The organism is Paraburkholderia domus, from assembly GCF_905220705.1.
Lineage (GTDB): Bacteria > Pseudomonadota > Gammaproteobacteria > Burkholderiales > Burkholderiaceae > Paraburkholderia > Paraburkholderia domus.
Genome location: NZ_CAJNAT010000023.1, coordinates 12978 through 27775, shown reverse-complemented (window position 1 = coordinate 27775; position 14798 = coordinate 12978). Strand labels below are relative to the sequence as shown.

11 protein-coding genes are annotated in these 14798 nt (G+C 63.6%); 2 read left to right on the top strand and 9 right to left on the bottom strand.

Annotated features, from left to right (window positions below; genetic code table 11):
• Nucleotides 1-17: 17 nt before the first annotated feature.
• From KHO31_RS28690 to KHO31_RS28665, 6 genes are read right to left on the bottom strand one after another with little or no spacing between them, the layout of a single operon-like run.
• Nucleotides 18-1145: an NAD(P)/FAD-dependent oxidoreductase gene (locus tag KHO31_RS28690; RefSeq protein WP_211624638.1), complete on the bottom strand. Its 1128-nt coding sequence runs from the start codon at nucleotides 1143-1145 to the stop codon at nucleotides 18-20.
• A complete protein-coding gene (locus KHO31_RS28685) occupies nucleotides 1138-2571 on the bottom strand; it encodes an NAD(P)/FAD-dependent oxidoreductase (RefSeq protein ID WP_211624636.1) in 1434 nt (477 codons plus the stop codon). The genes KHO31_RS28690 and KHO31_RS28685 overlap by 8 nt, the downstream gene beginning before the upstream one ends.
• A complete protein-coding gene (locus KHO31_RS28680) occupies nucleotides 2568-2981 on the bottom strand; it encodes a (2Fe-2S)-binding protein (protein WP_407945969.1) in 414 nt (137 codons plus the stop codon). The genes KHO31_RS28685 and KHO31_RS28680 overlap by 4 nt, the downstream gene beginning before the upstream one ends.
• Complete coding sequence (locus KHO31_RS28675) at nucleotides 2981-3775, bottom strand: ABC transporter permease (RefSeq protein ID WP_120344644.1); 795 nt, start codon at nucleotides 3773-3775, stop codon at nucleotides 2981-2983. The genes KHO31_RS28680 and KHO31_RS28675 overlap by 1 nt, the downstream gene beginning before the upstream one ends.
• Nucleotides 3776-3791: 16 nt before the next feature.
• Complete coding sequence (locus KHO31_RS28670) at nucleotides 3792-4706, bottom strand: ABC transporter permease (protein WP_201086501.1); 915 nt, start codon at nucleotides 4704-4706, stop codon at nucleotides 3792-3794.
• Nucleotides 4699-5790 (bottom strand): ABC transporter ATP-binding protein, encoded by a 1092-nt coding sequence (locus KHO31_RS28665; RefSeq protein WP_211624634.1) that lies wholly within the window; start codon nucleotides 5788-5790, stop codon nucleotides 4699-4701. The genes KHO31_RS28670 and KHO31_RS28665 overlap by 8 nt, the downstream gene beginning before the upstream one ends.
• A 303-nt stretch (nucleotides 5791-6093) precedes the next feature.
• Here KHO31_RS28665 and KHO31_RS28660 point away from each other — a divergent pair, with 303 nt between their 5' ends.
• Entirely contained in the window at nucleotides 6094-6972 is an 879-nt protein-coding gene (locus KHO31_RS28660; RefSeq protein ID WP_201077673.1) for an IclR family transcriptional regulator, read from the top strand.
• Between the two features lie 24 nt (nucleotides 6973-6996).
• Here KHO31_RS28660 and KHO31_RS28655 read toward each other — a convergent pair whose 3' ends face one another.
• Entirely contained in the window at nucleotides 6997-10281 is a 3285-nt protein-coding gene (locus tag KHO31_RS28655) for an adenylate/guanylate cyclase domain-containing protein (protein WP_201108141.1), read from the bottom strand.
• A 254-nt stretch (nucleotides 10282-10535) separates the two neighbouring features.
• Complete coding sequence (locus KHO31_RS28650; protein WP_201077678.1) at nucleotides 10536-10724, bottom strand: hypothetical protein; 189 nt, start codon at nucleotides 10722-10724, stop codon at nucleotides 10536-10538.
• Nucleotides 10725-10746: 22 nt separating this feature from the next.
• Here KHO31_RS28650 and KHO31_RS28645 point away from each other — a divergent pair, with 22 nt between their 5' ends.
• Entirely contained in the window at nucleotides 10747-12978 is a 2232-nt protein-coding gene (locus KHO31_RS28645) for a SulP family inorganic anion transporter (RefSeq protein WP_268963816.1), read from the top strand.
• 116 nt (nucleotides 12979-13094) lie between these two features.
• Here KHO31_RS28645 and KHO31_RS28640 read toward each other — a convergent pair whose 3' ends face one another.
• Nucleotides 13095-14684 (bottom strand): OprD family outer membrane porin, encoded by a 1590-nt coding sequence (locus tag KHO31_RS28640; protein WP_201077687.1) that lies wholly within the window; start codon nucleotides 14682-14684, stop codon nucleotides 13095-13097.
• Nucleotides 14685-14798: the final 114 nt, after the last annotated feature.

Here is a 14798-nt window from a genome sequence, read left to right as displayed (position 1 = left end):
CGATGACTAAGCCGTATCTAGGCGACGGATGGCGCAGCAGCAGCAGCGAAGCGATTGATCGAGAAAGCCTCGAGCGGCGTGATCGTGGCGCCGTCGATCACGAGATCCGCGAGTATTTCGCCGACGCCCGGCGCCAGCAGAAACCCGCCGCCCGAAAAGCCGAACGCATGCAACAGACGCGGCACCGTGCGGCTCGCACCGATGATCGGATTGCTGTCGGGCGTTTCGCCTTCCACGCCGCTCCATGTGCGGATCAGCAGCGCCTCACGCAACGCGGGCAGCAGGGCGCACGCATCGCGCATCACGGTGCGGGTGGTTTCCGTCGACGGTTGACCGTATTCGCCGTCGCCATGTCCACGGCCGCCGCCGATCACGCAATTGCCACGCGCCACTTGCCGTGCATAGATGCCACCGCCGTACACGCCGAGGTTGTGCTCGATGAAGAGCGGCAGCGGCTCGGTGACCCACATGTTCGGGTAGATCGGTTTCATCGGCACCGTTTCGCCGAAGTAGCCCGCAACCGTATTCGCCCATGCGCCCGCGGAATTGATCAGCCAGTCGGCGCTGATGCGCGCGTCGCCGGCTCGCAACTGGAAGCGTGTGCCGTCGTGATGCATGTCGGTCAGTTCGGTTTGCTCGCGTACGTCCGCGCCGGCGGCTCGCGCGGCACGTGCGAACGCGGGCGACACCAGACGCGGATTCGCATGACCATCGGTCGCACAAAGCGATCCGCCGATCGCGGCAGCGCCCAGCCATGGATAGCGTTGCCGGAACGTGGCGCCGCTGATCAACTGCGCGTGGAGTCCGTGGCCGCGCGCCATGTCCGTCCATGTTTCGAGCGCGGCAAGATCGGCTTCGCTGCGCGCAAGCCGCAAATGTCCCGAGACGGTAAATTCGCCGTCGATGCCGATCAGTTCCGGCAAACGATCCCAGATGCGCCGGGCACGCATGGCGAGCGGCATCTGTTCGACCGGCCGTCCCTGGCAGCGCACGCCGCCGTAGTTCACGCCGCTGGCCTGCGCGCCGCAATAGCGCCGCTCGAACAGGCCCACGCGCAAGCCGCGCCGTGCCAGCGCCAATGCCGCCGATGAGCCGACCAGCCCGCCGCCCGCAATCGCGACGTCGTAGTGAAGGGTGTCACTCATCGCGCGCCTCCTCGGGAATGTCGGCGACGCCGTCGGCATACATCGCGGGCGATAGCGGAATGGGTTTGACAGGCGGCTGGCTGCGCAAGCGGCCTACGGCTTCAAGCGGTTTGCCGGTTTCTTGCGCCAGCAGCGTCAATGCCGCTTCGCCGCACATGCGTCCCTGGCAACGACCCATGCCGACGCGCGTGAGGGCTTTCAGGCGATTGATCTCGTTCGCTTCGCCACCGCGGATGCAGCGCCGCAAGGTGCCCGCATCGATTTCTTCGCAGCGGCACACGGTCATGTCGTCGGGCCATTGCGCCGCGCATTTTGCGGGCGGCGCAAATGCCGCTTCGATACCTTGGCGGAACACTGCGATACGTTGCAGGCTGCGGTCAAGGGAAGCCGCGTCGCGCATCCCTGGTCCGCGTGGATGCGCGACGCCGAGATCGTCGAGTAGCGCCAGAGCAGTGCGGCGGCCGGCGAGTTCGGCGGCGTCGGCGCCGGCGATGCCCGCACCGTCGCCCGCCAGATAGATGCCGCGTACGGAGCTGCGGCCGGCAGCGTCCAGTTCGGGCAGCCAGCAACGGTTGTGCGCGTCGAAATGGAAGCGGCAACCCGCGAGATCGGCGAGTTGGGTTTCAGGCTTCAGGCCGAAGCTGATGCCGACGGCGTCACACGCGATGGTTTCGGTCTTCGAGCCGTCGGTTGAAGAACGCCATTCAATTGCATTCACGCCGTGCGAGCCACGAATGCCGATCAGGCTCACATCGCGTTCGATCCGCACGCCGCGCATCTTCAACCAACCGACGTAATAGAGCCCTTTCGCGAACGTAGCAGGTTGCCGCGCGAGCTTCGGCGCCGCGGCGATCTGCTGCGATAGCGGACTCGTGTCGAGGACGGCCACCACCCGCGCGCCGGCTTTCACGTACTGGTAGGCCACGAGATAGAGCAGCGGCCCCGTGCCTGCCAGCACGACGCGTTGACCGATCGCACAGCCTTGCGCCTTCAATGCCACCTGCGCTGCGCCCAGCGTGTAGACGCCCGGCAGTGTCCAGCCCGGCACCGGCAGCACGCGATCGGTGGCGCCGCTCGCGATGATCAGGTGCGAAAACGGCACGCGGATTTCGCGTCCCGCGTGCAGCGTATCGAGCCGGCCCGGTTCACAAGCCCAGGCCAGCGTGTCGGGGCGATAGTCGAGGTGCGGAAGAAGCGCGGCCATCGTCGTATGCACCGCGTCGGCTTTGTGCGCTTCGAAACCGTAGAGCGTTTTCTTCGAGCGCTGGAATGCGCCGTTCGCGGGCGGCTGACGATAGATCTGCCCGCCCCAGCGAGCGTTTTCATCCAGCACAATGGGTTTGATCCCGGCCGCAACCAGCGTTTCGGCGGCGCGCACACCAGCCGGGCCCGCGCCAACGATAACCACGCGGTGTTCGTTGCTCATTCAATGTCTCCGTTTGCAATCGCAGCAGAGGCAACAACAGGGGCAACGAGAGACGTAACCTCAGCGAGCCGCGTGACCACACGCATGCCTTGCGTGACCAGCGTCGAGCACGCGCGCAGACGCATGCCTTCTTCGGTACGCATCCAGCAGTCCTGGCAAGCGCCGATCAGGCAGAAGCCGGCGCGCGGCGCACCGCTGAATTCGCTTTCGCGTACGTGACGCTGATGCATCAACACGGCGGTGAGCAACGTATCGCCTTGTAGCGCAGTGACTTCGTGACCGTCGATAAAAAAGCTGAGCGGTTCACGCTGCGTCTCCGCAACGCGAACGAATTGCGCATCACGCTTCGGCGCGGCGGGTTCGGAAGACGGCAAATTCGACGGCATGGGAGAGAGGGCAGGAGAAGACATCAGTGCTGGCCGATCAGAATCCGGTTGAGCCCATATACGCGATCGAGCAACAACATTGCACCGGCCGTGATGAAGATCACCAGCGCGGAGACGGAGGCCATCATCGGGTCGATCGATTCGGTTGCATACATGTACATACGCACCGGCAGCGTGACGGTTTGCGGCGAGGTGACGAAAATCGACATCGTCAGTTCGTCGAAACTGTTGATGAACGCGAGCAACCAGCCGCCGGTAATGCCCGGCAGAATCATCGGGAAGGTGATGCGGCGAAACGTAGTCCACGCGTCTGCGCCGAGCGAGTGCGCGGCATGTTCGACGCTGCGGTCGAGCCCGCTGACCGAGGCCAGCACGAGCCGCATCACGAACGGTGTGATGATGATCATGTGCGCGAGTACGAGCCATGCGAACGAACCGGTCGCGCCGATTAGCGCGAAGAAGCGCAGCAGTGCGATGCCGAGTACGAGGCCGGGAATCACCAACGGCGACAGCAGTAGGCCGTTGAGGAAACCGCGGCCCGGAAAGCGGGCACGGCCGATCGCCAAAGCGGCAGGCAATGCGACGATCAAAGAGAGCGTCGCCGAGGCAAACGCGAGCTTCAGGCTATTGAAGAACGCCGAGATGAAGTCCGGATAATCGAGGATCGCGCGGAACCAGCGCAGCGATACGCCGTGCGTGGGCAGCGTGAGCGTTTCGTCGGGCGTGAAGGCAACCAGCACGACGATCACGAGTGGCGCGAGCACGAACGCAATCACGAGCGTGTGGAAAATCAACGCAATGGGGCCGTTTTTTCTCATGATGGTCTCGGGAGGGTCAGCCGAGGCTTCTGGCGTACTTGCGTTCCAGAACCCGGTAGTAAGTGAGCATCACGATCAGATTCGCGACCAGCAGCAGGAGCGCGATGGTCGCGCCGAGCGGCCAGTTCAGCGAGCCGAGGAATTCGTCATAGACCGCGGTGGCGGCAACTTTCAGACGTCGTCCGCCGAGCAGGCCGGGGATCGCGAAGGCACTTGCCGACAGGCCGAATACCATCAGGCTGCCCGACAGAATGCCCGGCGTGAGTTGCGGCAACACGATGCGGCGCAGCGTGGTGGCGGGGGAAGCCATCAGTGAAAGCGCGGCATTTTCCGTTTGCGGGTCGAGCTTCTGCAACGCCGTCCACACCGGAATCACCATGAACGGCAGCATCACGTGCACCAGTGCAATGACGATGGCGAAGGTGGTGTATTCGAGCTTGTACGGGCCCAGCCCGACCAGACCGAACGCCTGATTCACGAGGCCGTTGCTGTTGAGCAGCATGCTCCAACCGAATGCGCGCACCACGACGGAGACCAGCAGCGGCGCGAGAATGATCAGCAGGAACATCGAGCGATACGGATCGCGCATGCGCGACAGCACGTAGGCTTCGGGCGTGCCGATCACGATGCACAGCAGGGTGGTCAGAAAGGCGATGCCGAAGGTGCGCAGGAAGATCGTATGGAAATACGACGATTTCAGCACTTCCGCGTAGTTGCCAAACTGGAATGCCGCGAGCGGGCCGCTCGACGGATCGAAGCGGTAGAACGTCAACACCAGTGTCATCACGAGCGGCACCAGCACGAGGGTTGCAAACAGCAGGAAAGCCGGCGCGCACATCAGCCACAACGGCAAAAATGCATGCCAAGGGGCACGGCGCGTGTCGCCGGTCTTCATGCTGTTGTTGTTCGAAGCGGGCAGCGTACTAGCCATGATGCGCATCCTGTTGAATGAAGCGGATCGCCTCGCTGTTCCAGTCGACGCCGACCGCCGCGCCTTCCGGCAGCGGCTCGGTGCCTTCGTTCTGGCAGCACACCAGCACTTCGCCGAGCCGGCTATCCACGCGATACAGCCATTGGCTGCCGAGAAAGAAGCGGCTCGTCACGGTGGCGGCCAGACGTCCCGCGTTCGGCGCGCACAGGCGCAGCTTTTCAGGGCGGATGCACAACGTGACCGCGTCGCCGACGCCGATCACGCGTTCGCGTATCGGCAGTTGCGCGGTGTGGCCGGTCTCGGCGAGGTCGTGTCCGAGGTCGATGCGGATCGCGTCGCCGTCACGCGCCACCACCGTGCCTGCCAGCATGTTCGCCTTGCCGATGAACTGTGAGACGAATCTGTTTTCAGGGCGCTCGTAAGCTTCGTACGGCGTGTCGATCTGCGTAATGCGGCCGGCTTCCATCACCACCACGCGGTCGCTGATCGACAGCGCTTCGGACTGGTCGTGCGTGACCATGATGGTGGTCGTGCCGATCTTGCGTTGAATGGCGCGCAGTTCGAACTGCATGTCTTCGCGCAGCTTGGCGTCGAGGTTCGACATCGGCTCGTCGAGCAGCAGCACGGGCGGCGCGATCACGATCGCGCGGGCAAGCGCCACACGCTGGCGCTGACCGCCGGACAACTCGCGCGGAAAGCGGTGCGCGAGCGTGTCGAGCCGCACCAGTGCCAGCGCTTCGCGCACACGCTCCTTGCGCTCTGCCTTGTCGACGTTGCGCATCTCGAGCCCGAAGCCGACGTTTTCTGCGACGCTCATATGCGGGAACAGCGCGTAGCTCTGGAACACGATGCCGAGGCCGCGTTTATTCGGCTTCATGTGCGTGATGTCGCGGCCGTCGAGTGTGATGCGCCCGCGCGTCGTTTCGACGAAACCCGCGATCATCTGCAGCGTCGTAGTCTTGCCGCAGCCCGACGGCCCGAGTAGCGAAACGAACTCGCCTTTTTCAACTGACAGGTTCACGTCGGCGACTGCCTGCAGATCGCCGAACGATTTCGCTACGTCCGTGAGTGTGAGGAACGACATGATCTGGCCTTTGGATGGATCGACACCGGTTCAATCGGCTACTGCCTCGATGGAGCCGACTCTATCTAGCCAAATTGTGTGGCGTCAATTTCAAATTCCGTTTGCCGGTATAAGATTAAAAAAAATTCCATTGAATGGAAGATAATTGCCGGAACGGATATGAACTGTTCCGCTGCGTGGTGTTCGGAAAATCCCTATGAATCAAAAGCACATGCGAATAGAACAGGCGTGCCGGGAATATTCCATTCACAGATAAAACCCTCTATAGTGTTCCGGTCAATGAAATAATTTGGAGCGCTAGAGATGAATGCTGCCGCCAAACGAGATGCCGATGCCGCATCGGCCGAAACAGGCAGTGCGCCCGGCCCCGGGATGCTGGAGCGCGCCTTCGCTGTGATTCGCGCGCTATCCGAAGCGCAACCCGACGGCGGCCGCGTCACGCGTCTCGCGAAGGCGGTGGGTCTCACGCAAGGCACCGTGCACCGCATTCTTCATGCGCTGATCGCGGAAGGCATCGTCGAGCAGGACGAAAGCTCCAAGCTCTATCGGCTGAGTGTCGATTTCTTTGCGCTCGCCGCGCAGGCCGGCAATCCGAGCGGCATGCGCACGCTATGCCGTCCCGCGTTGCTGCGGCTGTGCGCGAGTCTCGGCGACACGATTTTCCTGCTGGTCAAAAGCAGTTTTGACGCGGTGTGTCTCGACATCTGCGAAGGGCCGTTTCCGATTCGCTCGTTCACGGGCGATATTGGCGGGCGCGTCGCATTGGGTGTCGGTCAGGGGAGTCTGGCGATTCTCGCCTTCCTGCCAGAAGCGGAGCGTGAAGAGATCATTCGCTTTAACGTGCCGCGCATTCGCGGCTATGGCGTGCTCGACGAAGTGTATTTGCGCACCGAGATCGAACGCGTGCGCCAACTGGGTTACGCGGGCCGCAATAGTGGTGTGCTCGACGGCATGGCGGGCGTGGCGGTGCCGATTCTGGACCGCACCGGCGTGGCGGTGGCGGCCTTGAGCGTCGGCACCCTGGCGGCGCGTCTCGGCGACGACCGCCTGCCGATGGTGGTGGAATTGCTGCGCCGTCAGGCCGATGCGATCGGCCCGCAAACCAATCCCTTTGATGTCGCGTTGCGGCGGCCGATGCACGGGTTGTCGCGAGCGATGACTACTGAGCGCATCACCGGATAGGAGGGCATCAGCTCAACGCCTCCGCTACGCGGCGAGCGCTGCGTCCACCGCGGGGAGATAGCTGTTGAAGCCGGCTTCCACGAGGGCTGTACGCACACGCTGGAGTTCGCACTGCGTTTCTGCACTAGAACGGTCTTGCTGCGCGCGAGCGAGGGCGCGGCCGCGCGCCGCAAACAGGTCCGCCCACGGCAGCGGCTCAGCGCACGTATAGTCTTCGAGGGCAGTGACATAGCGCAGTGCGCCAGCCGCGTCGCCGGCGGACATCATCGCTTCGATGGCGTCGCGATAGAACCACAGATGATTGTGACCAACCGCGCCGCGGCCCAGCATGTCGGCACCTTCGGCGAGCAGACGCGCGCGTTCGCCGTCGTCCTCTACGGCGCGGCTCAGTGCGCTCATCGCCTTGGGTGCGCTGAACTGCGTGCCCACCTCGCGGCAAATCGCCAGCGCTTCGCGCAACAATTCCGCGGCCTCACGCCGATGGCCGTTTGCGAGCAGCACGCGCGCCCGAATTTCCATGTTTTGTGCCTCGAAGCGGCGAGCGCCCAGTTGACGGATGATCTGCGTCTCGCGCTCGAGATGGGCGAGCGTAGCCTGCATGTCGCCCAATTCGTAGCTAGCAAAGGCACCCAGTGTCTCGCACAGCATCTGCGCACGTAGCTGGCCGACCAGCGCAGCGGCGCGTGCAGCGGCGCTGACGTCCTCGTGCGCCGGACGTGCTTCGTTGAGGTAGATCCTGCTGAAGCCCACCATCGAACGATTCGCGACCTCGATGCGCCCGAAGCCGTGTTCGCGGCTTAGCGCAACGCAGCGGCTAAAGTGCTCGAAAGCAGTGCGCATGCGCCCCTGCGCGTAGGCCGCATCGGCAAGGCCGCCAAGCGCACGCGCCTCCGCTTCCGGCGAGCCGAGGCGCCGTGCATAGGCGAGGCCGCGCTCATGTTCGGTGCAACAATCGTCGATCCTGCCAAGCGGAAAGAGGATGTTGCCCCGCAGGTGATGCAGGCGCGCGAGTTCAGGCACCTGATCCAGACGTTGCGCCACTTGCTGCGCCGCGTCGAGCAGCGAGAGGGCTTCGGAGAGGCCTTCGCTGACCCGCAGACCTTCGGCGAGCCCAAGCTGGGACTGACAGAGACTTGCTTCTTCCGGAGCGGCAGCCACCGCCGCACGGTACGTCGAGATCGATGCGGCGATGTCGCCGAGATCTCGCTGGAGTTCTCCCCTTAAACAGATCAGCGCGTGGCGATCCCTATCCGTTTGCGCGATTTGCAGACCTCGCTCGACGAGCCGCAATGCCGCGTCGGCAAAGTAGGCCGAACGTTGTGCGATCGCGGCGTCGAGGTAGGCTTGTGGCGCCCGCTCGTCCTCGGCGCGATCGAGATGCTGGGCGCGCAGCACGGGGTCCGTCGCCGCAAACCAGTCGGCGGCGCGGCGATGCAACTCGCGCCGGCGTGCCCGCAGCAGTGTCGAGTACGCACTCTCCTGGATGAGCGCGTGGGCAAACAGGAAATCTTCGCCCTCCGGCAAGACGAGCGCGTTGGCGACAAGCCCGTGACAGACGTACTCCGGTGCATCGATCAGCCGCCGCAGCAAGGGGAGGCCGAAGCGCTGTCCGATGACCGCGGCAGCCTGGAACGCCTCGCGGTCGTGCGAAGTCAACCGGTCCATGCGCGCCAGCACGAGGCTCTGGATCGTCGCCGGGACTGCCTCCTCACTGCCTTCTTCGGCGTTATGCAGGAGCTGTTCGAGGAACAGCGGGTTGCCGCCGGCTCGCTCGATGCAGGCGCGCGCGACACGTTCGGTCGCATCGATAAAGCTGCCGGCAAGGTTCAGCGCTTCGTCGCGGCGCAATGGGCCAAGGTCGATCGTGGCGAAGGGCGTGCCGCGACAACCTGCGCGCCATGCCGCGTCGAGCGGATCGCCGTCCACGCGCGAAGTCATCACAAGCAGGCCCGGGCCGTTCGCGATCGCTACGGCGACGGCGGCCAGATAACCGAGCACCTGTGGGTCCGCCCAATGAAGGTCCTCCACGACAATCATGGTGGGCCCGCGCCGGCAGACATCCTGCGTGATCGCCGCGGCAACCGTGCGCTTGCCGCGCGTGCGTGCGGTGTTGTCCATCGCGTTGTAAAGCGTGCGCCATTCGCCAGTTTGCGCAAGGTCGAGGATGTCGTGGAGAAACATCAACTGATCGGGGCCGACGGCTCCGGACGTGGCAAACCGTTCGGCGGCCGCGTGCCGCGCATCGGAGCCGGCTGCGGGCGGCAAGCCCAGCAGACTGCCGACAACGGTGCGAATGGGATCCTGGCCTTTGCCCATGCCGAAATCCAGCACGAGGGCACGGTGGCTGGCAAAGCCCAGCGTTTCGACGAAACGGCGCATCTCGTCGACGAGCCGCGTCTTGCCGATACCCGCCTCACCGCGGACATAGACGACGTGGCCGGCTCGCTGCTCGAGGCACGCGCGGGCGAGGCCCTTGAACTGCTCGAGTTCCGCCTTGCGGCCGACAAACACACTGCGGCTCGCCATGACGGGTTCAAAGGCGAGACCGCGCAGACGCCACACGCGCACTGGCGAGTCGATCCCCTTGAAGCGCATCTCGCCGACGGCGTCGCTCATCACGTCGTTGCCCAGCGCGCGATGCACGCTCTCGGAGAGCAGCGTTTCCCCGGGGCCGGCGGCGGCAACCAGCCGGGCGGCGAGGTTCACCGAGTCGCCGAGCACCGTGTAGTCCTGAACGTCCGCGCGCTCGAGCGGCCCCGCGACCACCTCGCCGCTGGCGATGCCCACATGCGCCCTTAACGGAGGTGACGCGCGCTCGCCCAGTGCGTTAAGTGCCTCATGAATGTCCAGCGCGGCACGCACCGCGCGCAAGGGATCGGTATCGTGTGCGCGCGGTGCACCGAAGATGGCCATCACGGCATCGCCGATGTGCTTGTCGATCGTGCCGCCGTAACCCAGAACGATCCCATCGACGAGCGCTGTATAGCGACCCGTCAACTCGCGCAACTCTTCAGGATCGAGCGTTTGCGACAGCGCGGTAAAACCACACAGATCGGCGAAAAGAATGGTGACTTGCCGGCGCTCGCTTGCGGGCGCATTCACAGCGGGCGGCGTTGCACACAGTGCAGCGTCGCGGTGATCGGCAATCGCGGCCAGCAGGCGCTTGCGGTGGCCGAGCGACAGAACGCCGAGCTCTTTCAGGTCCGCGTCGTCGAGCTGCGCCAGCATCGCGAGATCGATGTCGTTCCCGGCAAATGCGGGTGCGTATTGCTCAAGACCCAATGCATGCAGCCACTGATCGATATCCATCGCCGCCGCCCAATCCGGTACGTGCGAACACGCATACTGCGTCGCAGCGCGTTGCCGCGCAGGTTGTCGAACCGTATGCCCGAACCGGGCCGCGTTGCACCAACAGATCATACGAATCGACGCACCGCCTGTTGCCGCGCTGTGACTGGTGCAACGTACTCCGTGTTCAAGTCCTTCCTGCCGAAAATACAGTGTACGTCCAGCGTGAAGGAAACGGATACCGGGCGTGAGCGACGAGGCCGATGCCGATGCGCTCAGAAGTGCAGCGTGCGTTTGACACTGGTTGCGGCCACGACGGATACTGAATAGCGTATCAGCCGCGGTGTCGGGTGAGCAGGCAAGCGCAACGTGTAGTCGTTCGTCATCCGGAACGATGGGTGAGGCTCGAACGAGACACAACAGTAGAGCGCGGCGTGAACCGCACGGCCCAGGCGAGATTCCATCCGCCCTCACCGGGGGAGCACCGTGAAGCCAGCTACGACAGGTTCCTCGCCCGATGCCCGCTCCGGGTCACACATCGCGGGCCTGATCGGAGATCTGTCGGCCGGCATGGTGTCAACCTTGGTCATGCTCTGCTACGCCATGAGCCTGGGCACTTTGATCTTTAGCGCGGATCTCGCCCGCTACGCCGAGCTTGGCGTACCCACGGCCTTCATCAGCTGCGTGGTGACGGCACTCGTGATCGCCTTGACGAGTTCGATGCGCATGAATATCGCCGGACCCGACGGCACCGCGACGGCGTTTCTCGCCGGGGTGGCGGCCGGCGTCGCGAGCAGCGTGCGAGCTGACGGCGGTGCGCCCCAGACAATTCTGCTGACGGTGCTGATCGCCATCGCGCTGTGTTCGGTGGTGACAGGCGTCATTCTGTATGCGGTCGGTTCGTCGAAACGCAGCCGTTCCCTGCAATTCCTGCCTTACCCGGTCGTCGGCGGCTTCCTTGCCGGTACGGGCTACCTCCTGCTCGCTGGCGCGTTCCGGGTCGTGACCGGCGAGTCCCTGAACTGGCACACGTTGGCACTGGTGACGCACCTGAATTGGCTGGTGTGGGTACCCGCTTTGCTGGTGTGCGTGCTGGCCACGCTCCTGTCGCGCACGTGGAAACACGCTGCGGCGTTGCCGATCACGCTTGCATTCGGCGTCGCGCTGTTCTACCTGTTCCTGCTTGCTGCAGGCTTGTCCATCGACGACGCCCGCAACACGGGATTATTGCTTCCGCGCGTGGCGCTGCACCCGATCAGGATTCCAGAACTGCATTTGCCGGCATCGCTGGCGCACGGGAGCGTCGACTGGTCGGCAATCGCCTCGCACCTGCCGGAGACACTGATGGTCACGTCGATTTCGGCAATCACGATCCTGATGAATTCGACGGCGATTGGCGCAGCCACGGGCGAAGACATTGATCTGAACCGCGAAATGAGGGCGGCCGGCATCGCCAACATCGCGAGCGGGATGTTAGGGGGGATGGTCGGTTATCAGTCGTACAACCGGTCGATGCTCAACGCACGCGCGGGGGCGACAAGTCGTATGGCGGGCGTATTCGCCTCCCTCGCGTGTCTGTTCGTGCTGGCCGTCTCGCCGGACCTGGTGGCGCTATTCCCGGTGCCGGTGCTGGTCGGGCTGCAGCTCTTCATGGGACTCCGCCTGTTGATCCAGTGGCTAGCCGGTGCGTATCGCAAGCTCAACTGGCATGAATATCTACTTGTCCCGCTTATCCTGGGCACTATCGCGTTCTACGGCGTCGTCGCGGGCGTGGTGGCCGGTGTCATCGCCGCCTGTGTGATGTTCGCACTGCTGTACGGCCGTGTCAGTTGCGTGCGTATGGAATTCGATGGCAGTACGCGCACATCGAATGTCGAGCGCAGTATCGAGGTAACCGGACGGCTTCGCGAACTAGCTGCGCAGGTGTGCGGAACATGTCTGCAGGGGTTCCTCTTCTTTGGCACCGCCAATTCGATCTTGCAGCGCGTGCGCGAACGGCTGACCCAGCACGGGTCGCTCCCCGTTCGCTTTGTCGTACTCGACTTCGCTTCGACCAACGGCATGGACGCGTCGGTGTCGGTCAGCTTCGTCAAGCTCAGGCAGTTGTGTGCGACGCATGATGCGGACCTGGTGTTGACGGGGCTGCCGGCACGCTCGCGTGAACTGCTCATGAAGACCGGCACGCTGAACCTCCGGATCCACGAGTTTGCTACGCTGGATGCTGGCCTGGAATGGGTCGAAGATACGCTTCTCGCGTCGGATTCACGCGCGCTGCCGCGCGCTGAAGAGGATTTCCAGGCGATGCTCGCGCCGCATTTCACATCGTCCGCGCTCGAAAGGCTGTTGGCCCTTCTGGAAGTGCGCGAGCTTGACGGGGGACAGCCGGTGTTCCGTCACGGCGAGCCGGGGGACGCCATGTACTTTGTGGAGTGCGGCCGTGTCACCGTCTCCCTGCCGTTTGCGGACGGCCGATCCTTCAGGTTGCGCTCATTCGGGCCAGGTACGATCGTCGGCGAAATGGCGGTGTACACGCAGCAGGTGCGCAGCGCGGATGTGCTTGCAGAGGGTCCCGCGCGTGTCCGGCGTTTGACGCTCGAGTCCTTGCATGCGCTCGAGAGCGACGATCCCGTGACCGCGCAGCAAATTCATCGGTTTGTCGTCAAGGTCATGGCCTCGCGGCTAGCTGTTGCGAACGAGGCGTTGCGCGTGGCTCATTGACAGGCTCGTTCAATTGCCACGCGCTGACGCGAGATGACCACGCCCAGACCAGATTGCCCTTGAACAGGCATTCTGCAGTACAACGCCTTCGTCCTGAGCGGAATCCTCGCCCCGGCTTAGAACACCTTCACCGGCACATTCACCACCAACCGGTACTCCATATTGTTGCCATCGGAGTAATAGCGCGAAGCGTTGTGCCACATCGCGATGAACGTGACCTTCGTGTCCTTGAAGCGGCCGCTTTGCAGCGTATAACTCGGAATGAAGCCGAACTCGTGATGGTGGCCGTGCACCGGTTCGCCGTTTTTCCAGTACAGGTTGTGCAGCGGCGCCGACGCCGATGCATTATCCGCAGCACCCGCCGATGCATCCGCCCCCCAGCCATACTCGCCCCAGAACATCGCCTTAAGCCCGGGCACGCCGGCGTATTTGCCGTCGAACGTGTAGCGCAATTGCAGCGACTGCTCATGCGGCGCGTTGTAGTCGACATCCATCGAGTTGGTCAGGTAGATACCGTTGGTTTCGTTGACGTAGTCGAAGAACTGGTCGCCGAGTACCTGCTGGTAGCCGAGCAGCAGCGCATGCGGGCCGTGCTGTGCGGAAACAGACAGGCTGTATGCGTTGCTGTTGATATGCCCCTGACGTGATGCGCCGGTGTCGTGCGTCGAGTAGATATTGGCGAGGCCGCTCCACTTGATGGTGGTCGGGTCGCCGAACGACTGCGCCACCGAGCCGTAGTACTGACGCCAGACGTCGTCCGCCTGGTCGACATAGAGCGCCATTTCGCCGTTCTTTGCATAGTGCCACGTGCCGCCCACGTAGGTCAGGCGGTCGATGCGTGTGCCGCCGTACGAGGTGGTCAGGTTGGTCAGGTTCGTGTGGCCGCGTGCGTCGACTTTGGTGAAACTGCCGGCCTCCAGCGTCGTATGAACCAGATCGTTGCTGACCATCGAGACGCCGAGAAAAGTCGGCGGCAATGCGCGGTTGTCGTGCGGTTCGAGGAACGGATTGGTGACGGTCTGCAGACCGTACTTCACGACCGTTTCGGAAATGCGCCCCTTGATGTCGTACATGCCCGGGTAGGCCCACGCGAGCTGTTGCGAGCCGCCGCCGTCCTTGCCGACGTGCACCATGTTGCCGGCGCCGTTGCCGCCGTCGAGCTTGAGTGCGGCGAACAGTGATGCGTCGACGCCGAAACCCACCACGCCTTGCGTGAAGCCTGATTCATAGTTGGCTTGCGCGCCCTGAACCCACGCGTGACGATAGATCGACGTGGGCGCCTGGAAATAGTCGGAATAGTTGCGGAACTGCAGGTTCAGATGGCTATCGGCGATAAAGCCCTTGCTTGCCGCCTGGCTCGACAGCGGTGTGGGAGGCGTGACCGTCTGGTCGGCTTCCGCGTTGACGACGGCGTTGGTTGTGTCGGGTTGATCGTTGCGCACCTGACCACCCTGGTCCGCTCTGCGCTTGCCGGGTGAGGCGGCTTGCGAAGTTTGCGGGGCCGGCGAAGCTTGCGAGCGTTGCGTGGAAGACGGAAACGTTTGCGCGAGTGTTTGAGTTTTCGTCGTATCGGAGGTGGGCTCCGATACGACGTCATCGGCGTAGGCGCTCGCGCCGATCGTCAGCGCGGGCAGCGTAAATGCGCAATAAAAGAAGGTGGCTGCATTGGTTTTTTTTGACCGCTTTTTTGTTCGGCTATCTTTCATGTAGTACGTCTCTGTTATTTTGGTGAATCTTTGGCTGGCGGTTAGCCAGTCCACGCTTATCGCTCGTCCCGCTAGTGGCAGGACGAACGAATCCATCAGCGCGACGGCCCGCCG

Bases quoted from the DNA above. Each gene is read 5' to 3' on its own strand.
- KHO31_RS28685 (WP_211624636.1), bottom strand. From the start codon at position 2,571: ATGAGCAACGAACACCGCGTGGTTATCGTTGGCGCGGGCCCGGCTGGT.
- KHO31_RS28650 (WP_201077678.1), bottom strand. From the start codon at position 10,724: ATGGAATCTCGCCTGGGCCGTGCGGTTCACGCCGCGCTCTACTGTTGT.
- KHO31_RS28690 (WP_211624638.1), bottom strand. From the start codon at position 1,145: ATGAGTGACACCCTTCACTACGACGTCGCGATTGCGGGCGGCGGGCTG.
- KHO31_RS28655 (WP_201108141.1), bottom strand. From the start codon at position 10,281: ATGGATATCGATCAGTGGCTGCATGCATTGGGTCTTGAGCAATACGCA.
- KHO31_RS28640 (WP_201077687.1), bottom strand. From the start codon at position 14,684: ATGAAAGATAGCCGAACAAAAAAGCGGTCAAAAAAAACCAATGCAGCC.
- KHO31_RS28660 (WP_201077673.1), top strand. From the start codon at position 6,094: ATGAATGCTGCCGCCAAACGAGATGCCGATGCCGCATCGGCCGAAACA.
- KHO31_RS28665 (WP_211624634.1), bottom strand. From the start codon at position 5,790: ATGTCGTTCCTCACACTCACGGACGTAGCGAAATCGTTCGGCGATCTG.
- KHO31_RS28670 (WP_201086501.1), bottom strand. From the start codon at position 4,706: ATGGCTAGTACGCTGCCCGCTTCGAACAACAACAGCATGAAGACCGGC.
- KHO31_RS28675 (WP_120344644.1), bottom strand. From the start codon at position 3,775: ATGAGAAAAAACGGCCCCATTGCGTTGATTTTCCACACGCTCGTGATT.
- KHO31_RS28680 (WP_407945969.1), bottom strand. From the start codon at position 2,981: ATGTCTTCTCCTGCCCTCTCTCCCATGCCGTCGAATTTGCCGTCTTCC.